The organism is Lacisediminihabitans sp. (assembly GCF_036404185.1).
In the GTDB taxonomy this organism is placed as follows: domain Bacteria; phylum Actinomycetota; class Actinomycetes; order Actinomycetales; family Microbacteriaceae; genus Lacisediminihabitans.
Window position 1 is genome coordinate 1 of record NZ_DASWPB010000021.1, and the last position, 20,782, is coordinate 20,782.

22 protein-coding genes are annotated in these 20,782 nt (G+C 68.7%); 7 read left to right on the forward strand and 15 right to left on the reverse strand.

Features of this window, described 5'->3' with window-relative positions:
• The 6 genes from VGC18_RS01175 to VGC18_RS01200 all read right to left on the reverse strand — a co-directional run.
• On the reverse strand, nucleotides 1-660 hold a 660-nt coding region (locus VGC18_RS01175), incomplete at its 3' end, for a lactate/malate family dehydrogenase (RefSeq protein WP_331093369.1).
• A gap of 89 nt (nucleotides 661-749) precedes the next feature.
• Nucleotides 750-2,402, reverse strand: coding sequence for a SulP family inorganic anion transporter (locus tag VGC18_RS01180; protein WP_331093371.1), 1,653 nt, complete (start codon nucleotides 2,400-2,402; stop codon nucleotides 750-752).
• Nucleotides 2,399-2,785 (reverse strand): metalloregulator ArsR/SmtB family transcription factor, encoded by a 387-nt coding sequence (locus VGC18_RS01185; RefSeq protein ID WP_331093373.1) that lies wholly within the window; start codon nucleotides 2,783-2,785, stop codon nucleotides 2,399-2,401. Before VGC18_RS01185 ends, VGC18_RS01180 begins: the two co-directional genes overlap by 4 nt.
• A 71-nt stretch (nucleotides 2,786-2,856) precedes the next feature.
• Entirely contained in the window at nucleotides 2,857-4,251 is a 1,395-nt protein-coding gene (locus tag VGC18_RS01190) for an HNH endonuclease signature motif containing protein (protein WP_331093375.1), read from the reverse strand.
• Nucleotides 4,252-4,368: 117 nt separating this feature from the next.
• Nucleotides 4,369-4,653: a GNAT family N-acetyltransferase gene (locus VGC18_RS01195; RefSeq protein ID WP_331093377.1), complete on the reverse strand. Its 285-nt coding sequence runs from the start codon at nucleotides 4,651-4,653 to the stop codon at nucleotides 4,369-4,371.
• An 89-nt stretch (nucleotides 4,654-4,742) separates the two neighbouring features.
• Nucleotides 4,743-5,399: a histidine phosphatase family protein gene (locus VGC18_RS01200; RefSeq protein WP_331093379.1), complete on the reverse strand. Its 657-nt coding sequence runs from the start codon at nucleotides 5,397-5,399 to the stop codon at nucleotides 4,743-4,745.
• 193 nt (nucleotides 5,400-5,592) lie between these two features.
• Between VGC18_RS01200 and VGC18_RS01205 the strand changes: the two genes are divergently transcribed.
• The gene (locus VGC18_RS01205) at nucleotides 5,593-6,459 is read left to right on the forward strand and encodes an SDR family oxidoreductase (RefSeq protein WP_331093382.1); all 867 of its coding nucleotides are present in this window, start codon (nucleotides 5,593-5,595) and stop codon (nucleotides 6,457-6,459) included.
• A gap of 4 nt (nucleotides 6,460-6,463) precedes the next feature.
• Here VGC18_RS01205 and VGC18_RS01210 read toward each other — a convergent pair whose 3' ends face one another.
• Nucleotides 6,464-6,949, reverse strand: a complete 486-nt coding sequence (locus VGC18_RS01210; protein WP_331093384.1) for a glutathione peroxidase — start codon at nucleotides 6,947-6,949, stop codon at nucleotides 6,464-6,466.
• A 104-nt stretch (nucleotides 6,950-7,053) separates the two neighbouring features.
• Here VGC18_RS01210 and VGC18_RS01215 point away from each other — a divergent pair, with 104 nt between their 5' ends.
• Nucleotides 7,054-7,971 (forward strand): DnaJ domain-containing protein, encoded by a 918-nt coding sequence (locus tag VGC18_RS01215; RefSeq protein WP_331093386.1) that lies wholly within the window; start codon nucleotides 7,054-7,056, stop codon nucleotides 7,969-7,971.
• 63 nt (nucleotides 7,972-8,034) lie between these two features.
• Nucleotides 8,035-8,427 carry a PPOX class F420-dependent oxidoreductase gene (locus VGC18_RS01220; RefSeq protein WP_331093388.1) on the forward strand — a complete coding sequence of 131 codons (393 nt, stop codon included), beginning with the start codon at nucleotides 8,035-8,037 and terminating at the stop codon, nucleotides 8,425-8,427.
• A gap of 6 nt (nucleotides 8,428-8,433) precedes the next feature.
• Here VGC18_RS01220 and VGC18_RS01225 read toward each other — a convergent pair whose 3' ends face one another.
• The 3 genes from VGC18_RS01225 to VGC18_RS01235 all read right to left on the reverse strand — a co-directional run bounded on the left by VGC18_RS01225 (nucleotide 8,434) and on the right by VGC18_RS01235 (nucleotide 10,896).
• Nucleotides 8,434-8,610 (reverse strand): hypothetical protein, encoded by a 177-nt coding sequence (locus tag VGC18_RS01225; RefSeq protein ID WP_331093390.1) that lies wholly within the window; start codon nucleotides 8,608-8,610, stop codon nucleotides 8,434-8,436.
• Between the two features lie 55 nt (nucleotides 8,611-8,665).
• Nucleotides 8,666-8,812, reverse strand: a complete 147-nt coding sequence (locus tag VGC18_RS01230) for a hypothetical protein (protein WP_331093392.1) — start codon at nucleotides 8,810-8,812, stop codon at nucleotides 8,666-8,668.
• Between the two features lie 158 nt (nucleotides 8,813-8,970).
• On the reverse strand, nucleotides 8,971-10,896 hold the full coding sequence (locus VGC18_RS01235; protein WP_331093394.1) for an FAD/NAD(P)-binding protein: 1,926 nt from the start codon (nucleotides 10,894-10,896) through the stop codon (nucleotides 8,971-8,973).
• A gap of 147 nt (nucleotides 10,897-11,043) precedes the next feature.
• Here VGC18_RS01235 and VGC18_RS01240 point away from each other — a divergent pair, with 147 nt between their 5' ends.
• The gene (locus tag VGC18_RS01240; protein WP_331093396.1) at nucleotides 11,044-11,526 is read left to right on the forward strand and encodes a GNAT family N-acetyltransferase; all 483 of its coding nucleotides are present in this window, start codon (nucleotides 11,044-11,046) and stop codon (nucleotides 11,524-11,526) included.
• 59 nt (nucleotides 11,527-11,585) lie between these two features.
• Here VGC18_RS01240 and VGC18_RS01245 read toward each other — a convergent pair whose 3' ends face one another.
• The 5 genes from VGC18_RS01245 to VGC18_RS01265 form a co-directional block, all read right to left on the reverse strand.
• Entirely contained in the window at nucleotides 11,586-12,596 is a 1,011-nt protein-coding gene (locus VGC18_RS01245) for an ABC transporter substrate-binding protein (protein ID WP_331093398.1), read from the reverse strand.
• A gap of 77 nt (nucleotides 12,597-12,673) precedes the next feature.
• Nucleotides 12,674-13,432, reverse strand: coding sequence for an amino acid ABC transporter ATP-binding protein (locus VGC18_RS01250; protein ID WP_331093400.1), 759 nt, complete (start codon nucleotides 13,430-13,432; stop codon nucleotides 12,674-12,676).
• Nucleotides 13,429-14,427 carry an amino acid ABC transporter permease gene (locus tag VGC18_RS01255; RefSeq protein WP_331093402.1) on the reverse strand — a complete coding sequence of 333 codons (999 nt, stop codon included), beginning with the start codon at nucleotides 14,425-14,427 and terminating at the stop codon, nucleotides 13,429-13,431. Before VGC18_RS01255 ends, VGC18_RS01250 begins: the two co-directional genes overlap by 4 nt.
• A 147-nt stretch (nucleotides 14,428-14,574) precedes the next feature.
• The gene (locus VGC18_RS01260; protein WP_331093405.1) at nucleotides 14,575-15,708 is read right to left on the reverse strand and encodes an FAD-dependent oxidoreductase; all 1,134 of its coding nucleotides are present in this window, start codon (nucleotides 15,706-15,708) and stop codon (nucleotides 14,575-14,577) included.
• Nucleotides 15,709-15,712: 4 nt separating this feature from the next.
• Complete coding sequence (locus VGC18_RS01265; protein WP_331093407.1) at nucleotides 15,713-17,143, reverse strand: NtaA/DmoA family FMN-dependent monooxygenase; 1,431 nt, start codon at nucleotides 17,141-17,143, stop codon at nucleotides 15,713-15,715.
• 231 nt (nucleotides 17,144-17,374) lie between these two features.
• On the opposite strand from VGC18_RS01265, the gene VGC18_RS01270 reads away from it, so the two are divergent.
• From VGC18_RS01270 to VGC18_RS01280, 3 genes are read left to right on the forward strand one after another with little or no spacing between them, the layout of a single operon-like run.
• Nucleotides 17,375-18,223: a DUF1684 domain-containing protein gene (locus tag VGC18_RS01270; protein WP_331093409.1), complete on the forward strand. Its 849-nt coding sequence runs from the start codon at nucleotides 17,375-17,377 to the stop codon at nucleotides 18,221-18,223.
• Nucleotides 18,220-19,377 carry an LLM class flavin-dependent oxidoreductase gene (locus VGC18_RS01275; protein WP_331093411.1) on the forward strand — a complete coding sequence of 386 codons (1,158 nt, stop codon included), beginning with the start codon at nucleotides 18,220-18,222 and terminating at the stop codon, nucleotides 19,375-19,377. Before VGC18_RS01270 ends, VGC18_RS01275 begins: the two co-directional genes overlap by 4 nt.
• A complete protein-coding gene (locus VGC18_RS01280; protein WP_331093413.1) occupies nucleotides 19,374-20,756 on the forward strand; it encodes an NtaA/DmoA family FMN-dependent monooxygenase in 1,383 nt (460 codons plus the stop codon). Before VGC18_RS01275 ends, VGC18_RS01280 begins: the two co-directional genes overlap by 4 nt.
• The last annotated feature ends 26 nt before the right edge of the window (nucleotides 20,757-20,782 follow it).

A 20,782-nucleotide genomic window follows, 5' to 3' on the forward strand; every position in this document is an offset into this window, starting at 1 on the left:
GACCTCGCGCGCGAGATCGTCCAGCTCGGCCGTCGTGAACCGGGGACGCCCCGGACCCGTCCACTCCGCGACGGGTACGGATCCGATCGAGGCCCTCGACCACAGCGGGAACTCCGAATCGCCGTGTTCGCCGACGATCACCGCGTGCACACTGGCCGTCGCGATGCCGAGGCGATCACCGAGCAGCCAGCGCAGGCGGGAGGAGTCGAGCACGGTTCCCGAGGCGAAGATGCGGCTGGCCGGCAGGCCGGTGATGCGCTGGGCGACGACCGTCAGCACGTCGCAGGGATTCGTCACGAGGATGTAGATGGCATCGGGGGCGCGCTCGAGGAGCGGGGGCAGCACCTTCTCCAGGATGGAACTGTTCGCACCGGCGAGGTCGAGCCGGGTCTGGCCGGGCTCCTGCTTGGCACCGGCGGTGATCACCACGACGTTGGCGTCGCGAACCGCCTCGATGTCATCGCCCCCGGTGACCCGCGACTGACCGGTGAACTGGGTGCCATGGGCGAGGTCGAGCACCTCCGCCTCCACCTTGGCCGTGTTCACGTCGTACAGGACGACCTCCCGAGCCGATTGCCGGATGAGCGCGGCATAGGCGAGCGACGAGCCGACGCTTCCCGCGCCGACGATGGCCAGTTTGGAGTTCTCGATGACGGCCACGGGGGCATCCTTTCCTCGACGAGCGTGCTGACTTCACGTTACCCACCGCGACAGCACCGCGAGAGCGGATCGCGGGACGGATGTCGAGACTAGGCCGACCGCACCTCGGCGGCGGCCGTGCGCCTGACGTGGTCGCGTGCGTGCTCGACGGCGGCGGGAAGCTCGGTGAACAGGTGTTTGCGATGCCGCAGCGAGCTGATGATGCCGACCCTGGTCGCGAGCCGGAGGTGCTGAGACTGGATTCCCTTGATCAGCACCGTCACCCCGCGCCGTTCCAGCTGGTGGATCATCTCGGTGATCACCCTCGCACCGGTCGCATCGAGGACCTGCAACTGGGACATGCGGATGATCACGACCGACACGTTGTCGATGGCGGCGACCCGCTCGAGCATCCGCTCCGCGGCACCGAAGAACAGGGCGCCGTCGAGCCGGAACAGGGCGATGTGCTCGTCCCCCGGCCGAGCCGGGCGCGGCAGCTCCTCCCTGTGCACGCCGCCGGACTTCGCCAGCGCCCTGAGCGAGAAGAACGCGGCAACGGCGATCCCGATGCCGACCGCGACGATCAGGTCGAAGGAGACGGTGATGACCGCGGTGACAACAAAAACGAGGGCGCCAGACCGACTCGACCCGACGACGCTGCGGACCGTGGCGGACGACACCATACGCGTCGCCGTCACCATGAGGACCCCGGAGAGGGCAGCGAGCGGAATCTGCGAGACCACCCCGGTTGCCAGATAGACGATGCCGAGCAGCACGAGGGCATGCACGATCGCGGCGAGGCGGGTCTTGCCTCCGGTGCGCGCGTTGACCGCCGTCCTGGCGATCGCGCCGGTCGCGGGCATGCCCCCGAAGAACCCGGATGCGATCGATGCGAGCCCCTGCCCGACGAGTTCACGGTCGGCGTCGTACGGTCCCGTGTCGGAGATGGAGGCGGCGACCCGGGCCGAGAGCAGGGATTCGATGGCGGCGAGGGCAGCCACGGTGAACGCCGGGCCGATGAGAGCGGTGAGAGTGGCGACGTCCGCACTCGGCAGGCCGGGTCTCGGGAGCGAGTCGGGAAGGGCACCGAGCCTCGTCAGCGGCAGCGATGCCACCCCGGCGATGACGGTGACGACAACGATCGCGATGATGGAGCCGGGCAGCCGGGGATGGATGCGCGGCGCGAGCAGCATGATCGCCGCGACCACAAGCACGGTGACGATCGGCCAGACGACCGTCGCCGCATCGACGTCGTGGAAGGACTGGATGGCCGAGACGACGGCGTTGCTGCTCGGCCCGGGTCTCACACCGACTGCGGCGGGGACCTGCTGGAGGAAGATGACGATCGCGATGCCGAGGGTGAAGCCCTCGATCACCGGCCAGGGTATGTAGGACACGATGCGGCCGAGTTTCAGCAGACCGGCGAGCAGCACGATGAGACCGCCCATGAGGCTGACCACCGCCACGGCCCCGAGGCCATGAGCGACCACGATGGGACCGAGCACGACGACCATGGCGCCGGTGGGTCCGGAGACCTGGATGTTCGACCCGCCGAAGATCGCGGCGACAACACCCGCGACGACCGCGGTGACCAGTCCGGCCTCCGCTCCGGCTCCGGAGCTGACGCCGAAGGCGAGGGCGAGGGGCAGTGCGACGATTCCCACGGTGACCCCGGCGATCAGGTCGCCGCGCCAGGTACGCCGCACCGATCGGTAGTCGTGCCAGCTCGGCAGCAGGGAGCGGAGATAGCGCATCGGTCTCATGCCGTGATCTCCTCGGCCCGCAGCGCCGACAGGTCGGGCAGGCTCACCGTCGAATCCAGCTGCTGCTGGGTGGTCTCGAGGATCTGGATGAGCAGCGACCGCGCGACCCGCAGCAGATCCGCGACCTGCGGATAGGCGAGGCGATAGAACACCTGGCTCGCTCGGCGCTCGGCGACAACGAGGTTGTGCCGCCGCAGCACGGACATGTGCTGCGACAGGTGAGAGGCCTCCAGACCGGTGTCGGCGAGCAGGTCGGCCACGGACACATCCGGGGTCGCGGAGAGCAGCTCGAGGACCCTCACCCTGACCGGATGTGCCAGCCCCTTGAAGAGATTCGCCTTGACTTCGTAGAGCGGCCGGTGAGCGGCGGAGTAGACATCCATCCCCTCACCTTTCCATGATTTGACAATTTCATCAAATCGAAAAGCCGTGCAGAAGGAGGCCCACCCGTCCATCACACCCGCATCCGATCGACGGCGATCCGACCGCCGCGCCGGGGCCGCCGGCCGGGATCGATGCGCGGCGGCGGGATGAAGTAGGGGACGTTGTCGTCGACGAAAACCTGCCACCCGTGATCGTGGATCTGGTGGTGATGGTGCGAACACAACAGAAGGCCGTTGGACAGATCGCTGTTATGGCTGTGTTCCCACCAGTCGATGTGGTGCGCCTCCGCGTAGGAGGGAGGAGTCGCGCATCCGGCCCAGGCGCAGCCTCCGTCACGCTCGGCGAAAGCGAGACGCTGTGCCCGGGTGAACAGCCTTTGGGCCGCGCCGACGTCGAGCACCTCGCCCCGGCCACCGAGAACGACGGGAATGATCTCCGCATCGGCCGCAAGCCGTCGCGCTCCGGCCGCCGAGATCGTCTCACCCACACCATCGATCTCCGCGGCACCGAGGCCGGTCAGCAGCGACTCCAGCGTCATCCGCACCACCACGGTCGTGGATGGCAGGTCACCCGCGGCGGCCGTACAGGTCATGGCGTGACGGAACACCTCCATCGCCGCGTCGGACCTCATCTGCTCCAGGGTGACCTCGTCGGGAGGAGAACCGGCAACCCCGCCCTCCGCGGAGCAGGCGTCATCCGTTCCGCGACGCAGTCGTGCGGTCACGATCGCGTCGATCTCGGCCCGGACCAGTCCGCCCTCCGCCGGCTCCAGCCGCCAGTGGATGTCCACCATCCCGTCCGACGCGGTGGTGAGGCGAAAACGTCGCCGCGCTCGATGCAGCTCGTCGCGCGGCTCGAGGCCGTCGTGATCGAGACGATCTCGGATCTGCCTGGCCAACGTCGTGATCTCGTTGGTCGAGAGCGTCGGCGCCCAGTCGACCAGGAATGCCTCGCCCTCGAGACGCGCCTCCTCCGAACAGCGCAGGGAGGCGGACTGGAGCTCGCGGACGATGATCGCCGCCGAGGTCACGCCCAGCTCGCAGGACGAGATGCCCGCGGACACCGCCGGATACCTCGACGGCAGCGGCTGCCCGTCCAGAGAGCGCCGCGGCCGGCAGACCAAACCCACCTCACAGAACCGCGACGCCTCCATCGGACTCAGCCCCCACCGGGCGGCGAGCAGGAGCGAGGGACGAGCGTAGCCGGCCCGTTTCGCCAGGCCGTCGCCGCCGAGGGAGGGTCGGGATCGTTCGGCGAGTTCGCCCGCCGTCAGCACCCGGAGCGCGTCGAGGGAGCGCTGGAGAAAACCGAGCTCGGCGATGGTCGACTCGAGCCCGTCATCGGTCATGCTCTCGACCTGGGATGCCGGAGACGATCCGACGGGAAGGAAGGCGCCGGTTCGCTGCAACCACAGCTCATCGAGCCGCGCCGCCGCGGCGAGGAGGGTGCCGGTCGGAGTGTTCATACCGGAAGTCTGGCCCAGGCCACCGACATTGATGGTCAGAATAACGGCCCTGACCAGCATTTCCTGTGGAGGGAATGGGGAGAGTAAGACTGTGGAGGAGAAGAGCGCCAGGCGCTCCTACCGGGTGAGCAGCTCCGCGCGATCCGGGTTCTTCTCGAACCAGTCGCTCACGTACCAGCACATCGGCACGATGCGGAGATCGGTGGTCTCCTCCACGTGATCGACGGCGAAGGTCACGATCTCACCGGCCAGCCCCTGACCGCGGCGCGGCGGGGCGGTATAGGTGTGCGTGAACGAGATCGCGGAGCCGTTGATCGAATAGTCGACCACCGCGGCGATCTCGTCGTCCATTCGAAGGACGTAACGACGGGCATCCGGCTCATGGGTGAATTCTTTGCTCACGGATTAAGCCTACGTCCGGTTGGTCGAGGAGGGGCAGGCCCGGCGCGGACAGCGAGCCCGACGACCCGAGAACGGACCGGCCGAGCGGCTCACGGGAGCGGACCGCCCGTCGGATCTCCCGCCTCGGCATCCGCCAACTCGGCGCCGCCGACGGGAAGCCCCGCCCACGAGGTGAGGGTCCACCCGTCCTCCGGCGTCCCGTTCAGCTCCACGACGCCGGTGTTCTCGAGCTCGTGCCTGCCGGCGAAGACGGGAGGGATGTTCGTGGCCCTGCCCGCCGTCCAGACCCGGATGGCCGCGCCGTGGCTGAACACGGCGGCCGTACCCGCCGTCGTGGCGACGATCTCGATGCCGGCGTCGAAGCGACGGAAGAAGGCTCGCCCGTCAGTCCCGCCCGGCATGACGACGTCGAGATCCCCGGCGCCCCAGGAGAAGGCGGTCTCGAGATAGCGCTGCACGGATGCCTCATCGCTGCGCTTCTCGAGGAGGCCGGCCTCGATCTCGTGCAGGCCGTCGAGCACCGTGATGTCCAGGCCCCTGTCGCTCGCGAGCGGCTCCGCGGTCAGTCCGGTGCGCACGAGCCTCGAGGCGAAGATGGCATCGATGGGCTCGTCGCGGAGAGCATCCGGGATCGCGGCGGCCTGCCTGGTGCCCAGTTCGGTGAGACCGGGTCCGGGGAAGGAGGTGTCCAGTTCCCGGCGGACGTTGCCAGGGGTCTGCCCGTGGCGGATGAGAAGGAGTCGCATGTCCCCTCCAGCTTAGGGATGCCGACGGGGGGCCGCGATGAACACCTGGCCGCTGCTCAAGCGACCCCGGGTGGTCCTCACTCCCGGCCAAACCGTCGTGACCGAGGGCGGGAACGGTCTCGAATCCCGCCTCCGCGCTCGCTAGCCTGGGGGAAGCGGCATCCGATTGCCGACCCGTCGAAGGAGACGACCCATGGGCACCTATGCGATAACCGGCGCGGCATCTGGCATGGGCAAGGAGAGCGCAGCCAGGCTGAGGGCGGGCGGGCACACCGTCATCGGGGTCGACCTGCACGACGCGGAGATCGTCGCCGACCTCTCGACGGCGGAGGGCAGAGCCGGCGCGGCCGCGCGCGTGCTCGAGAGCAGCGAGGGACGCCTGGATGGAGCCGTTCTCGCCGCGGGACTCGGGCCGGCCCCCGGCAGGGAGGCGATCATCTCCCAGGTGAACTTCTTCGGGACCACGGAACTGCTCACCGCCTGGCGCCCCGCGCTGGCCGCCGCGGCGGCGGAGGCGGACGCCCCCACGAGCAAGGTGGTCGTCTTCGCCTCGAACTCCGCGACGACAACCCCGGGCATCCCCGGCACTCTCGTCTCCGCCTTTCTCGGCAACCGGCCTGAACGACTGAGACGATCGCTGGCCGTCTTCGGCAAGAACGCACCGGCCTTCGCCTACGGCGGCTCGAAACTTGCACTCAGCCGCTGGGTCCGTCGCCAGGCGGTCACCGCGCAGTGGGCCGGCGCGGGCATCCGGCTCAACGCGATCGCGCCGGGGGCCGTCCTCACCCCGCTGCTGCAGAGCCAACTGGACGGTGAGGGCCACGGACAGATCGAGGCCTTTCCGATCCCGACCGGCGGCTACGGCAGACCGGAGCAGATCGCCGAGTGGGTGACCTTCATGCTCTCGCCCGCCGCCGAGTTCCTCTGCGGCAGCATCATCTACGTCGACGGGGGCACCGATGCCTACTTCCGGGGCGACGACTGGCCCGCGGCGATGTCGTTCCTGGCGCTGCCCCGCTGGCTGCGGCTGAGCCGGGCCTGGGCCAGGCGCGCCGGGTAGCAGATCAGGCGACCGGCAACGCCGACTCAATGAGACCGACGATCTCCGGAGCGTCCGGCTCGGTGGTGGGACGGAACCGGTGCACCTCGCCGTTCGGGGTGATCACGAACTTCTCGAAGTTCCACTTCACCTTGCCCGCCTTGCCCGAAGCGTCGGGGGTCTTGGTCAGCTCGGCGTAGAGCGGATGCTGGGACTTGCCGTTGACCTTGATCTTCTCGAACATCGGGAAGGTCACGCCCCAGGTGGTTGAGCAGTACTCCTTGATGGCGTCCTCGGTGCTCAGCTCTTGCAGGAACTGGTTGCTGGGGAAGCCGAGCACGGTGAAACCGCGGTCCGCGTACTTCTTCTGCAGTTCCTCGAGCTTCTCGTATTGAGGTGCGAGGCCACAGCGCGACGCGACGTTGACGATGAGCTTGACCTTGCCGTCGTACTCGGCGAGGGAGGTCTGGGCACCGTCGATGGTGGTGAGGGGAATGTCGTTGAGAGTCATGCTGGTGACAATCGCCGAGCCGCGGTCGCTATTCCCGTCGGCTGCCCAGTTTTCGTTCGCTATCGTCGGTAGTTGACTCCCGTCCCGTCACCACGAAAGAGCCCATGGCCGACAGCCCGATCTCGCCGACACCGTACGAGGTGCTCGGTGTGAGCGCGACCGCGCCGCAGGAGGAGCTCCGCCGGGCCTATCGGCGGCTGCTCAGGCAGACGCATCCGGACACGGGAGGCGATCCCGCACGATTCGTCGCCGTCCAGGAGGCGTGGGAACGGGTGGGCACCCCCGACGACCGCGCGGCCTACGATCGCTCCGGGCGGGGAGCCGGGCCGCGCGACGACGCCTCCTGGGCGCCGAGACCCGCGCAGAGCAGGGCAGACACCCGACCGCGGGCCCGATCGCACGGCCATCCCGGTGGCTGGCGACGCGAACGCTATCTCGTACTGATGCGCGAGTGGGTCGGCAGGGGAGAGCCGCTGGAGGATCCGTACGACGCGGGTCTCGTCCGCTCGGCCCCGAGGGAGATCAGGCACATCCTCGCGGATGCCCTCGCGGAGGAGGCGACCGCCCGCTCGTTGTCGACCCTCGGCATCGGATACACCATCTGGCACGACGTCGACACCGGAAACCCCGAGGAGAAGATCGACCACATCGTGCTCGGGCCGACCGGCCTCTTCGCGATGCTGTCAGAGGACTTCGGCGCGCCGGTGACGATCAGGCGCGGCGAACTGGCCGGCGAGACGATCGGAGACGGCCGCCCGATGCACGATCTCGGGGCACGCGCCAAGGTCATCGTCCGGGCCACCAGGGTCAAGTTCACCGCCCTCGTGATCGTCGTGCCCGATGACGAACTGGGCGAGGCCGTCGTTCAGCTCGGCAGCATCCGCGGATCGGCCGCTCTGGTCGTCCGGCACTCGGCGCTGCTCGCTCTCCTGCGCGACGGGGTGCCGGGCACGCGCGTCGTCGGCGGCAACGAGTTGTTCGACGTGCGCACCCGGCTGCAGTCCGCCATCCGTTTCGTCTGAGCCTGGCGTCCGGCATCGGCCGCGCCTGGCGCGATCCGATGCCGGAGGGAGTTGACTGGTGTCATGACCGCCACAATTCCCGCCGACTACGCCCACCTGCTCGATCTGCCGCTCTACGGCAGCCTCGGCACCATCCGACCGGACGAGACCGTCCAGGTCAACCCGATGTGGTTCGAGTTCGACGGTCAACACCTGCGATTCACCCACACGACGAAGCGGGGGAAGTACCGCAACCTGCAGCACAACCCGTCGATGAGCTACGCCGTCATCGACCCGGAGAACCCCTTCAGGTATCTCGAGCTGCGCGGCAGGCTCGTGGAGGTCATCCCCGATCCGAAGGGGGAGTTCTACGTGCACCTGGGCCGGCGCTACGGAAACGCCGCGCAGACGCCGCCCCCGGACAGCGCGGACCGGGTCATCCTCGTCATGAGCATCGAGAAGACCACCAAGCAGTAGGAACCGTCAGTCGTGACGCTCCGACCGATCCCGGTCGGTCTCCTCGACCTCCTCCTCGCCCACCTCGGTCGGCGAACCGGTCGCCGTGCTGCCGGGGGAGAGCGCGCCGTCCTCGGTCACCGCTGCCCGAGGGTCGTCATCGAAGTCCGAGCTCGATTCGGGGGTGTTCTGCTGATCGCTCATCGTGAGAGTCCGTCCTTGCTGGTCGTGGAATGGTCGCCGGGTCCGGGGCACCGGGTCATGGCAGGGGAGCGGATGCGTCGGGGCGGTCTCCGCCCAGACGACCGGAACCGGGAAGGGCATCCGCGACCTCGTCCAGCGTCTCCTCGTCCTCCTGCTCCGGTTCGTCGTCCTTCGACCGGCTGGTCCCGTTCGTGTCGGTCATGCGACCGTCTCCCTTCGTGGTTCGTGGTTCGCGGTTCGTCGTAGACCCGGTTCGTAGCGGGCCTGCTCACCTCGCACACCGTAGACTCGCCGCCGCGTCCTGCACACCCCCGATGAACGGGTCGGGATTGTTGTTGAGGAGGGTCGAGCCGAGACATTTCATAATCGACTCTCGGCCCTGACCGCGACGAGATTCCGTTCCTCCGCAGCCTGCGCGAGGATGGCACGGGCGACCCTGTCGTTCTCCTGGAACGAGACGGCGTTGGTGCCGGGCCGGGAAAAGGCGCCGACGAATGGCGCGCTCGTGTACGGGCCGACCGCGAAGAGCCGGGGATGCGCATTCCCGTCCGCGGCGACGAGTCGCGCGTCGCCGGAACGCACCAGGAGGCGGCCGGTCGTCCCGGCGAAGTCCTCGTCCGCGACCCGCTCGACGCTGCCGATCCCGCGGCGGAGGAGGGAGGCCATCACCGGATCGAGGGTGTTCCCCACGTCGATCGGCGGCAGCCTCGCCTCGACCAGCGCATCCGCGACCACGTCGGAGCGGACAAGGGGCGAGCGGGCGACGAATCGGCCGATGGCATCCGTCTCGACCGTCATCTCCGCTCCCACGAATCGTACGATCCCCGCCTCGGAAAGGGCGAGCAGTTCCTCCAGCCGCTGCGCGGGGGGCCCGCTGGCGACGTAGCTGAAGAAGTTGGGCCACCATCGGCCCAGGTCCTCGACCAAGGATCGTGCCGTCCAGGCAGGGGAGTCGACGATGGTGCCGAGATCGAACAGGCAGGACAACAACGAGGAGAACAGGGCGAAGGTCGCGCTGTGCTGCGGGTCGGAGCGGAGGAGGAGATCCGTGCGGATGTAGTCGCGCAGATGCCGCTGGAGATCGCCGGAGGTGGCGAGGGAGACGCCGACGAGCGGCCGGTCGAGGCGAGCGAGGTCCAGCCGGTCGAGCGGATCGGGGACCAGGCCGTCCACGAGACGACGCAGATCATCGCCGTCCCATTCGAGCGGGACAAACCGCTCCGCGAAGGTCGCCCAGTCGGCGGACACCCGATCCGGATGACCGACGAACAGCTCATGGTAGTAGGCCCAGAGGATCTCCTTGGCGATGAGCGGCCAGACGTCCTCCCGCAGGCTCAGCCGGATGGCACCCCGCTCGAGATGCCTGGCGATGTCCGCGGAGAAGAATCTCCGTTCCGGGCGGGGGGCGATCAGGCGGGAGGCGATCTTGGAGTGGTAGGGGACGCCGCGTCTCGAACCGAGAAAGAGACGGGGTTCGCGCCCAGAGGGCCGATACTCCAGCAGACCCTCATCTGACCGGCGGAAGCGACCGCCACGCCCCTCGGTGAGCAGCACGATCAGATCGACCGCGGCCAGGCCCATCCCTCGGACGATGACGGTCTGCCCGGCTCCGAGCCTGCTCAGATCCGCGTCCGCGGTGTAGGCCGGCGGCAGGTAGGCCAGGTCGTGACGGGCGGCGAACTCCGCCAGTCCGAGGTGTTCCTGCTCCGGCCCCGACTCGATGTGCCCGAGCGCGAGGAGCACGATGTCGGCGACGACGACGGAGCCGTCCGCGAGGGTGACGAGCTGTCTCCCGTCCCGCTCGGTGACGTCGACAGCGAGGCCGGCGTGGGCGGTCACGGCGATCGACTCCGGCAGCGCCCCGATGATCCGCGAGTAGAACCAGTCGAGGTAGAGGCTCTGCAGTTGCCTGGTGGGGAACGACCCCTCCCGGAGCGTGTCGATCTGGCTGCGCAGCCCCTCTGGTACCACGACATCCACAATCCTGCCCGTCCTGATCCCCTCCGCCCACTGAAGGAGAGACGGACCGGGACGGATCGGCCCGCCGATGGTGCAGGACTCGTCGGTGAACATGGTCACGTCCTCGGCCTGCGAGTTGAGCGTGAGCAACTCGGACTGAGCCATGCGCCAGATGCGTCCACCACCAGGGGGATGCGGGTCGATCAGGTGGATGTCGAGCACGGTCCCGGCGGACTCTTCGGCACCCGCGACGAGACGCTCCAGGACGCCGACGCCTCTCGGACCGGCTCCGATGATGACGAGGACGGTCGCGGGGACGGTGGACATGCCATCAGATTCCCCCGTGTCCCCGCGATACGGGTGGAAGATGACGTCAGGTGACGAGATGACGAAGTGTGAAGCACACGGCTTGGAATGTTCCCGAGAGCGTCGTCATTCTCTTCACGGTAACCTCTTCCTCAGATAGGGCCGACCGTGACTCACACCTTCCTCCACACGACACCGGACGACGAACGCTCCCAATCGGTGCTGCGCGACCTCGAGCGCGAATACGACGGACGCTACGGCAGCCGGTTCGGAGAGCCGGCCTCCGCGGAGATCCACCGGTATCCGCCGGAGCGGTTCAGCGCTCCGGACGGCACCTTCCTCCTCCTGCTCGAGGACGGTCTCGCCGTCTCAGCAGGGGCGTTCATGCGAATCGACGAGACCACCGCGGAGATCAAGCGCGTCTGGACGGACGCCGCGCACCGGGGCAAGGGGCTCGCCCGCCTGGTTCTCGCCGAACTCGAGGCCGAGGCGGCCAGGCGCGGTTACCGCACCATCGTCCTGAGCACCGGACCACGCCAGCCTGAGGCGGTGCGGCTGTATCTCGCCACCAGCTACACGCCGCTGTTCGATCCATCCCTGGACGCGGACGAGATCGTCTTCCACCACTTCCGCAAGGAGCTCGTGGCCTGAGCGACGTCGGACGAGGGGCTCCGGAAGATCCCTCTTCCGGGGCCCCTCGTCTGCCGTGGCTACTGATTGTCGAGGGGCAGCCCTGCCGGGTTGACCTCCGAAGTGGTCACCGCCTCGTTGCTCAGGTTGTACGCCTTCAGCCAAGTGGCGTACTGGCCGTTGTCGATCAGGTAGTTGATCGCATCCGCGAGGGGCTTCACGAGGCCGTTGCCCTTCTTCGTCGTCGCCGCGATCAGGCCCTGCAGGGTCTCGCCCGCACCCGAGAAGGTGCCGGCGCTCCTGGTCGGGTTCGCCGACCTCGCATCCTGTTTCGCGTGATAGGCGATCCCGGGGTTCGGCGCAAAGGAGGCGTCGATCTTGCCGGAGTTGAGGGCGAGATAGGTGGAGTTGCTGTCCGGGTAGTACTTGATCTCGAGGGTCTTGCCGGCGGCTCGGAGCTTCGACTGCCAGGCGAGCAGCAGCTTCTCCTGGTTGGTCCCCGAGCTGACGGCGACGGTCAGACCAGCCAGGTTGGTGTAGTCGCCGTCGAAGTTCCACGTGCTGCTCTTCAGCACCTCGAACCCGAGGTTGTCCTGCCGGTAGGAGGCGAAGTCGTACTTCTCCTTGCGCTTCTCGGTGTCGGTGATGTTCGACAGGCCGACGTCCGTCGCTCCGGTGTCGATCCCGACAAAGAGGTTGTCCCAGGTCGCCGGCTTCAGCTCCGCCTTGAGGCCGAAGACGGCCGCGATGAGGCGACCGAGATCCGGTTCAGAGCCTGTCTGGGTCTTCTGGTCATCCCCGAGGAAGGCGAGCGGGGGGAATCCGGCCGGCAGGTCGCCGACCCCGATGACGAGCTTGCCGCGCTCGATCACGTCCTTGGGCAGTTCCTTGCGGATCTTGTCGACCCGAGGGACGGCGATCGTCGTCTTCGTGGCGGAGCCGTTGGAGAAGGCTCCGACGGTCACCGATCCGCGGGAACCGGCGGCGTCCGCCGTCGCCGAGGACGAGCACCCCGCGAGGGAGGCGACGAGGGCAGCCGAGACGAGGGCGGCTCCGGCCGCCTGGAACACTCTGGTGGATGTGGATGGCACGTTTTCTCCTTGACTGGTGGATCAATCACTGTGTTGTTTTGGTTGGGTGTGGGTGGGGATCCGCGAGATTCGCGGCTTCAGAGCACCTTGCTCAGGAAGTCTTGTGTGCGCCGATGCCGCGGATTGTCGAGCACGGCCTCCGGGGTACCCTGTTCGACGACGACCCCGTCGTCCATGAAGACGATGCGGTCGCCGATCTCCCTGGCGAAGCCGATCTCGTGGGTGACCACGATGAGGGTCCTGCCCGTGCCCGCGAGGCCGCGGATGACCGACAGCACCTCGCCGACGAGCTCCGGATCGAGCGCGGAGGTTGGTTCGTCGAACAGGATCAGCTCGGGGTCGAAGGCGAGAGAGCGCGCGATGGCCACCCGCTGCTGCTGGCCACCGGACAGCTGGCGCGGGTAGGCCGTCTCCTTCTCCGCGAGGCCGACGCTCGCCAGCAGCGCCCTCGCGAGCTCGCGCGCCGTCGCCGGCTTGACCCCGAGCGAGATCGGCGCCTCCGTGATGTTCTCGAGGATGGTCAGGTGCGGGAACAGGTTGAAGTTCTGGAAGACGAAGCCGATCCTGGACCGCTGCCTCAGGATCTCCTTCTCCTTGAGCTCGCGCATCCGGCCGCCCCGGACCCGGACGCCGATCAGGTCGCCCCCGACGACGACATAGCCCTCGTCGAGCTTCTCCAGATGGTTGATGGCCCGCAGCAGCGTCGACTTGCCGGACCCTGAGGGGCCGAGGATGACCGTGACCGTCCCGGTGGCGACGGTCAGGTCTATGCCCTTGAGCACCGTCCTGTCGGCGTACGACTTGATCGCGCCGCGGATCTCGACGGCGGCGCTCATCGGCGTGCTCCGAGCGAGGCGACGGCCCGGCGCAGCCGTTGCAGGGGAGTCGGCGGAAGGACACGGAAGGCGCCCCTGGCGTAGAAGCGCTCGACGTAGTACTGCATGACCGAGATCGCGCTGGTGAGAATCAGATACCAGATCGTGGCCACGACCAGGAGGGGGATGATGTCCGTCGGATAGGTGCTGGCGAGGTTCTGGACGACCCCGAACAGGTCGAGCAGCGACACGTAGAACAGGAGCGAGCTCGCCTTGAGCAGCCCCACGATCTGGTTGACGTAGGCGGGGACGATGGAGCGCAGCGCCTGCGGAAGGACGATACGGGTGAACTGGCGCCAACCGGGGATGCCGAGGGCCTTGGCCGCCTCATGCTGGCCCTGATCGACGGCGAGCAGGCCGGATCGCACCACCTCGGCGGAGTAGGCGATCTCGGACAGGCTCAGCCCGATGACCCCCAGGGTCAGGTCGCTGAGGAAGGAGATCGTCGGGATCTGGAACTGCGGACCGAACGGGATCCCGATGCCGATGGTCGGATAGAGGTTGCCGAGGTTGTACAGGAAGATGAGCACAAGGATCAGCGGGACCGACCGGAAGATCCAGATGTAGAGCCAGCTCAGACCGCTCAGCACCGGGTTCGACGACAGGCGGGCGATGGCCACCACGATCCCGCCGAGAAAGCTCACGACGGCGCTGATGGCGGTCGCGAGCAGGGTGAGCTGCAGGCCGGTGAGGATGGCCGGGCTGAAGAACCATCTCCCCACCTTCGGCCACTCCCAGGAGGGGTTGGTGAAGAGGGTCTGCCCGGCATTGAGCACGAACAGCAGTACGACCGCCGTGACGATCCACTGAACCGGGTGTCTCAGGCGCGCGACGCGGACGGTGCCGAGGCGGGCGAGCTCCGCCGCCTCCGGCAGAATGCGCTCGCTCCGCGCCGTCCGCGACGACGGCACGGTGTGGACGGTCTCGGTGAACGGGGGATCGATCGTATTCGTCATGGAGCGTCTCCTCTCGGCTGGGTGATTCCCGGTGGTGGAGGAGACGATACGAAGGAACGGCGAGGACACTCGTCGGCTGCGGTTCACATCCCGTCACATGTGTCACGATTCGACACATCGTTGACAGGAGGCGGCGAATGGGCCAGGTCAGCGACGGCGGTTCAGCCCGAACAGGGTCGGCGCCGGCCCCGTGCCGTCGGCGAGATCGGCGAGGAGACGGCCGACCACCGGTGTGAACTTGAACCCGTGCCCGGAGAACCCTGCCCCGACGACGACCGGGCCGACCCGGTCGAGGACGAAGTGCGAGTCCGGGCTGGTGGTATAGGTGCAGCTGATCGCGGCGAGCTCGTCCGCGTCGACGCCGGGAAGCCATTCGCGCGCGTAGCGCCGCAACGCCTCGAGTTGGCGTTCCTCCGGCTGGAAGGTCCTGGCATCCGGATCGGCGACCGGCCCGACCCCGTGCCATCCGGCCTTCACTCCCTGCCCGGGAGCGAACATGCCGTAGACGCCCGAATACCAATAGTCATAGCCGGGGTCGCCCTGCGCCGGGGCGTGATTGAAGCCCGGCCAGTCCGCGACCGGATCGAGCACGCGGAAATGGGCCGGCTGCTCCTGGGTGACGACGAGACGGGGCAGCGGCACGATCCCGCCGAGCAGCTTCTGCGTCCAGGCCCCGAGGGTCACGACCACCCGACGCGCCGTGATGGTCTCCGTCGAGCCGGATGCGACGTCTTCGACCCGGATCCGTGCCTCCCGGTCCGAACGGACGTCGATACCGAGTGCCCGAGCGCCGTGCCGGACCGACGCGCCGTTCTCCGCCGCGGAGCGCTGCAGGGCGGCGACGGCCAGGTCGGCGTTCAGCCGTCCGGCTCCGGGGGTAAACAGCACCTGCCGGTCGAACCGGATGCCCGGCCACCGCCTCCCGGCCTCGCGGACGGGCAGGAGCTCCGCGGCGATCCCCACCGAGGTCAGCGCCTCGACGACCTCCGGGACGTCAGGCCTGGCGCCGTGGTTCACGATCCCAACGAGGTCCAGCAGACTCTCTCCGGTCTCCTGTTCGAGCCGCCGCCACGCGGGAAGGGCCTCGACGAGCATCCCGACATAGGTCGGCTCGGCGTAGGCGACGTTGAAGTTCCGCGACGCCCCGTGGGACGCCCCGTTCGTGTGCCCCGGATCGAACCGTTCGAGCAGAACGACGTCGTGTCCACGGGCCGCGAGCTCGCGGGCGGTGGCCGATCCCATCGCACCGCCGCCGACGACCACGATCTCGGCATCCGTCATCGTCCTATCCCACCGTCTGGTCTTCTCGGGAGAACACGCTGGCCGGCCTCGGCAGCCCCAGGTTCTCGCGGAGGGTCCTGCCGGTGTACTCCGACGGAAACACCCCTCGCCTCTTCAGCTCCGGGATCACCAGCTCGGCGAAGGTGTCGAACTGCTCGCCGATGAACGCGGAGAGAACCGTGAATCCGTCGGTCGCACGGTGGCGGTACCAGGTCTCCATGTAGTCGGCGATATCCCCCGCCGAGCCGACGAGCACCGGGGCTGCGACGGCGTGCGCGACGAGCAGATGCCGATAGGTCACCGGGCGATAGCCTCCGATGGTCCGCCCCGACCGGGAACGAACCAGATCGACCAGGTCCGAGCCGAGCTGACTGAATCGTGCGGCCATCTTCAGCGGGACCGCCTCGTCGATGAGGACGCCGTTAAGCGAGACGCCGAGCAGTCCGGCGAGCCTGCGGACGGTGCGTCCCGCCGGCAGGGCCAGGCCCCCGTCGACTCCGGCGGCGGTCTCCACAGGAACGAGGTCGACCAACCGGTCGTACACGCTCCAGGCCTTCTCGCGGGTCTCCGCCACGATCGGCAGGATCGGCGTGACGAGCAGGAAGTGATCGGGATCCCTGCCGAGCCGGGCCGCCTGCCGTTTCGCCTCGGCGTAGAAGTCGATCGCGTCGGCGAGGCCGTCGGGGGAGAAGAACGAGAGGTCGGCCTGGCGGATCGCCAGGGCGCGAGCGCTCGGAGCGCTGCCCACCACGGAGATGATCGGATGGCCCTGTGGTGGACGGACGACGTTGAGCGGGCCGGCCGACGCCCTGTAGCTGCCGACGAAGTTGAGCTGGTGCAGGGCGGCGGGGTCGATCAGTCGACCGGAATCCTGATCGGCCAGGAACGCGTCATCGTCCCAGCTGTCCCAGAGGCCACGCAGAATCTCGATGAACTCGTCGGAGGCGGCGATCCGATCCTCGTCGCCGTTCACCCGGTCCCATCCGAAGTTCGCCGCGGAGCGCGGCTCCGAGCCGCTCGAGATCGACAGCCCGCAGCGACCGTCGCTCAGCAGATCGATCGACGCGGACGACCTGGCCGTCGAATACGCCTCGGCGTGGGCCGAGCTCACCGTGGCGATGAGCCCGATGCGCTCGGTAACAGCGGCGAGGAAGGAGATCGCGGCGAACGGCTCGACCCTGGCGAGCAGATAGGGGTCGGTGTGCTCGAACTCCGCGCCGGTGGCCAGCCAGTCCCCGAAGAAGAGGAAGTGGAGACCGGCGGCCTCCGCCACGCCGGCCAGCCGGCGCAGTGCGGCCGGGTCCTGCCGCGGGTCGTGATGGGCACCGGGATAACGCCAGCCCGATGGCCAGGCCCCGAGGGTTCGCACGGTGGCCCCGACGATCATCGTCCCCTCGCGCTCGGGGGCAGCCAGGGGCTGTTCACTCTGACTCATGCCATGACGCTAGGCAGCCGGGGAGGATCCGGGCCGGTCCTGAGTCACATTCGGTAAACGGCCGACTCATTTCGCAACCTCACTGGACAGAACGACACCGCCGGGCAAGCGGCGACCGGAACAGCCCGGGCAGCCCCGACCGGCGACCGGGAAGGTTACGTCATGTGTCGATGATTACGTCCCGTGTCGCGGGGACTGCACAAAGGACGGTGGCCGATCTAGCGTGCCGCCATGACTGCTTCCCCCGCAACCCAGATCATCGCCCCGTCCCCGGGGACGGCCACCGCCTTCGAGAGGGACTGGGTGCACTGGCACGACCGGCACGAGGCCGACCGCGCCGACCGGCACGGTTTTCTCGCCGTGACGGGCATCCATTGGCTCGATGCCGCACCGCTGCGGTTCGCCGACGTCCCAGGAGCCTGGTCGACGTCCGATGCCGGTCCGGTGGTCGAACTGGACGGGGGAGAGCACCTCGAGCTGGACGGCCTTCGGGTGACCGGCCGCGTGGGCTTCGGCCCGATCCCGGAGCGCGGCGGCCGCACGGCCTCCTTCGGAGAGGCGGTCGTCGAGGTCGCCAGGCGCGGCGGGCACGACATCGTGCGGCCCCGGCATCCTGACCATCCGCTCCGCACCGCCTACCGCGGCACCCCCGCCTTCGCGCCCGATCCGCGCTGGCGGCTGTCCGGTCGTTTCGTCCCGTTTGAGACCCCGCAGGAGACCACCGTCGGCTCCGTCGCCGAGGGACTTCAGCATGTGTATGCCGCGCCGGGGGCGGTCGAGTTCGAGCTCGACGGCGAGACCCGGCGACTCATCGTCTTCCCCGGCTTCGGCCGGGGGAGCCTCCTCGCGCTGTTCACCGACGCCACGGGCGGCATCAGCACCTATGCCGCGAACCGGTCGCTGTCCATCGAGGCGCCGGACGAACATGGTGCCGTGACGATCGACTTCAACCGGGCGACCAACCTACCCTGCGCCTACACGGACTTCGCGACCTGCCCCCTTCCTCCGGCGGGCAACCATCTGCCCGTGGCCGTCGAAGCGGGGGAGCGGATTCCGCTCGAGCGGGGAGGGGCCGCATGAGCGGGCCGTTCGTGATCGCGGTCGAGCTCGACGGAGACGGGGCGCATCCGGCCTCGTGGCGCGCCGCCCGCCACGCCCCGGACGAGCTGCTCACCGGCAGACGGGTGGCCAGGGTCGTGCGGGACGCCGAACGGGCGGGCTTCACCATCGCCACCTTCGAGGACTCCCCGCTGCCACCCGGCGCCTTCCCCGACGTGATCGGGCGCATCGAGGCCATCCAGCGAGCCGCCTTCGCCGCCCCGATCACCGGCGGCATCGGGCTCGTCCCCGTCGCGCACGTCGTCTACAGCGAGCCTTTCCACGTCGCCACCCAGCTGTCCAGCCTCGACCACGTCTCCTCGGGTCGCGCGGGATGGATCGTCGGCTCCGATCCGGATGCCCGCATCGCGGCGGAGTACGGACGTGACCCGGTCATCGGCCACGAGGCGCTGACGGCGGAGGTCGCCGACGTCGTCGAGACCTCCAGGCGACTCTGGGACTCGTGGGAGGACGGCGCGGTAATCCGCGACGTCGCCACCGGCCGTTACCTCGATCGCGAGAGGATCCACTACGCGGACTTCGTCGGCGGGTCGTTCTCGGTGAAGGGGCCGGCGATCGTCCCCCGTCCCCCGCAGGGGCAGCTCGTGGTGTTCGCCGAGGCGGATCTGGCCGGGCAGGCAGGCGTGGACGTCGCGCTCGTCTCCGTGGGAGGCCGCGTCCTGGACGAGGAGCGGACGGTGTCGGCGGTCGAGGCCGTGGCGCGGGGCACGACCACCCCCCGTGTGGTCGCGGAGCTCGAGGTCGTCCTCGACGCGGCGGGGGTCCCCGCCGCCGGACGGCTGGCGGCCTTGGACGCCGACACCCCCTGGATCCAGGGGGAGCGAGCCCGCTACGTCGGAGACAGCGGCGGGCTGGTCGAGCTGTTGACCGAGCTCGCCCGGGTGGTCGACGGAGTGCGCCTCCATCCGGCCGTGCTCGACGTCGATCTCGACGAGCTCGGGCGGACCGTGCTGCCCGAGCTGCGCAGGCGCGGGGTCTTCCTCTCGCCGAGAGCAGGGCAGAGCCTCAGGGAGTCGCTCGGTCTCCCGCGGCCGGACAACCGGTTCGCTTCCACCGCACCCGCACCCGCACCCGTATCCACCCCGTCCGCATCGATCCAGGGAGCACGACGATGACCTCCGCACCACGGCGCCACCAGATCCGGTTCGGCATCTTCTTCCAGGGTGTCAACTTCAGCACGGTCTGGTCCGATCCGGCCAGCGGATCGCAGACCGACTTCGAGAGCTTCCGCCGGGTCGTGCAGACCGCCGAACGAGGCCTGTTCAGCGCCTTCTTCCTCGGGGAGGGGCTCCGACTGCGCGAGCACCTCGGTCGGCTGCACGATCTCGACGTCGCTGGCCGTCCCGACGCACTCACCCAGCTGGCGGCGCTGGCGGCGATCACCAACAACATCGGCCTCGTGGCCACCCAGAACACCACCTACAACGACCCGATCGATCTGGCCCATCGCCTCGCAAGTCTCGACCTGCTCTCCGGCGGGCGGGCCGCCTGGAACATCGTGACCACCGACAACGCCTGGACGGGGGAGAACTTCCGGCGCGGAGGCTATCTCGACCACGCCGACCGCTACCGGCATGCGGAGCACGTCGTCGAGACGGCGAGGGCGGTGTGGGATTCCTTCGACGAGGACACGATCGCCGGCAGCGCGAGTGCATCGTCCTGGGCCGGGCGTGATGCCGCCGCCGAGATCGCCAGAGACACCGGATACTTCGCCATCCGCGGCACCGGTCGCCTTCCGCGCAGCCCGCAGCAGCATCCCGTGCTGTTCCAGGCGGGAGACTCCGGCGAGGGGCGTGACTTCGCCGCCCGCAACGCGGAGGTCGTCTTCTCCGCGCACGGGGTGTTCGAGGACGCGAAGGCCTTCGCCGAGGACATCCGTCGGCGCACCCTGGCGGCAGCCCGGCCCGCGGACGACCTGAAGATCTTCCCCGGTCAGGAGTTCATCCTCGCCGATACGGAGGCCGAGGCGATCGACAAGGCGCGCTGGGTCCGCCGTTCCCAGGTCAGCCCGCAGACGGCGCTGGCCTTCCTCGAAGCCGTCTGGGGAACCGATCTGTCGGCCTACGACCCGGACGGCGCTCTGCCGGAGATCGATCCCGTGCAGGAGGAGACGGGCGAGACTCGCGGCGCCGGCTTCCGCGGGGTCAGCCCCAGGGAGGTCGTCACCAGGTGGCGGGCGATCGCGGAGGAGCACTCGTTCTCGATCAGGGAGCTGGTGATCCACCTCTCGTCGGGACGCGGTTTCGTCGGCAGCGTCAGCGGCATCGCCGATCAGCTCGTCCGCTTCGCCGATGAACACGTTGTCGACGGTTTCAACGTCACTCCCTGGCTCATCCCCTCCGGTCTCGACGACATCGTCAACAGGCTCGTCCCCGCGTTGCAGGAGCGCGGTGTCTATCCGACCGAATACGCCGGGACGACCCTCCGCGAGAACCTGGGGCTGAGGCCGCCGCTCAGTCGGCGGTCGACATCCCGGACTCGACTGACCGCGTGACGAGAGGGCGGACAGAACCGCGGCCC

What these genes read in the sequence shown, in the direction of transcription:
- VGC18_RS01260 (WP_331093405.1), bottom strand. Translation starts at nt 15,708, where the DNA reads ATGACGGATGCCGAGATCGTGGTCGTCGGCGGCGGTGCGATGGGATCG.
- VGC18_RS01235 (WP_331093394.1), bottom strand. Translation starts at nt 10,896, where the DNA reads ATGTCCACCGTCCCCGCGACCGTCCTCGTCATCATCGGAGCCGGTCCG.
- VGC18_RS01205 (WP_331093382.1), top strand. Translation starts at nt 5,593, where the DNA reads ATGGGCACCTATGCGATAACCGGCGCGGCATCTGGCATGGGCAAGGAG.
- VGC18_RS01255 (WP_331093402.1), bottom strand. Translation starts at nt 14,427, where the DNA reads ATGACGAATACGATCGATCCCCCGTTCACCGAGACCGTCCACACCGTG.
- VGC18_RS01215 (WP_331093386.1), top strand. Translation starts at nt 7,054, where the DNA reads ATGGCCGACAGCCCGATCTCGCCGACACCGTACGAGGTGCTCGGTGTG.
- VGC18_RS01275 (WP_331093411.1), top strand. Translation starts at nt 18,220, where the DNA reads ATGAGCGGGCCGTTCGTGATCGCGGTCGAGCTCGACGGAGACGGGGCG.
- VGC18_RS01190 (WP_331093375.1), bottom strand. Translation starts at nt 4,251, where the DNA reads ATGAACACTCCGACCGGCACCCTCCTCGCCGCGGCGGCGCGGCTCGAT.
- VGC18_RS01185 (WP_331093373.1), bottom strand. Translation starts at nt 2,785, where the DNA reads ATGGATGTCTACTCCGCCGCTCACCGGCCGCTCTACGAAGTCAAGGCG.
- VGC18_RS01210 (WP_331093384.1), bottom strand. Translation starts at nt 6,949, where the DNA reads ATGACTCTCAACGACATTCCCCTCACCACCATCGACGGTGCCCAGACC.
- VGC18_RS01180 (WP_331093371.1), bottom strand. Translation starts at nt 2,402, where the DNA reads ATGAGACCGATGCGCTATCTCCGCTCCCTGCTGCCGAGCTGGCACGAC.
- VGC18_RS01280 (WP_331093413.1), top strand. Translation starts at nt 19,374, where the DNA reads ATGACCTCCGCACCACGGCGCCACCAGATCCGGTTCGGCATCTTCTTC.
- VGC18_RS01220 (WP_331093388.1), top strand. Translation starts at nt 8,035, where the DNA reads ATGACCGCCACAATTCCCGCCGACTACGCCCACCTGCTCGATCTGCCG.
- VGC18_RS01265 (WP_331093407.1), bottom strand. Translation starts at nt 17,143, where the DNA reads ATGAGTCAGAGTGAACAGCCCCTGGCTGCCCCCGAGCGCGAGGGGACG.
- VGC18_RS01230 (WP_331093392.1), bottom strand. Translation starts at nt 8,812, where the DNA reads ATGACCGACACGAACGGGACCAGCCGGTCGAAGGACGACGAACCGGAG.
- VGC18_RS01250 (WP_331093400.1), bottom strand. Translation starts at nt 13,432, where the DNA reads ATGAGCGCCGCCGTCGAGATCCGCGGCGCGATCAAGTCGTACGCCGAC.
- VGC18_RS01225 (WP_331093390.1), bottom strand. Translation starts at nt 8,610, where the DNA reads ATGAGCGATCAGCAGAACACCCCCGAATCGAGCTCGGACTTCGATGAC.
- VGC18_RS01270 (WP_331093409.1), top strand. Translation starts at nt 17,375, where the DNA reads ATGACTGCTTCCCCCGCAACCCAGATCATCGCCCCGTCCCCGGGGACG.
- VGC18_RS01200 (WP_331093379.1), bottom strand. Translation starts at nt 5,399, where the DNA reads ATGCGACTCCTTCTCATCCGCCACGGGCAGACCCCTGGCAACGTCCGC.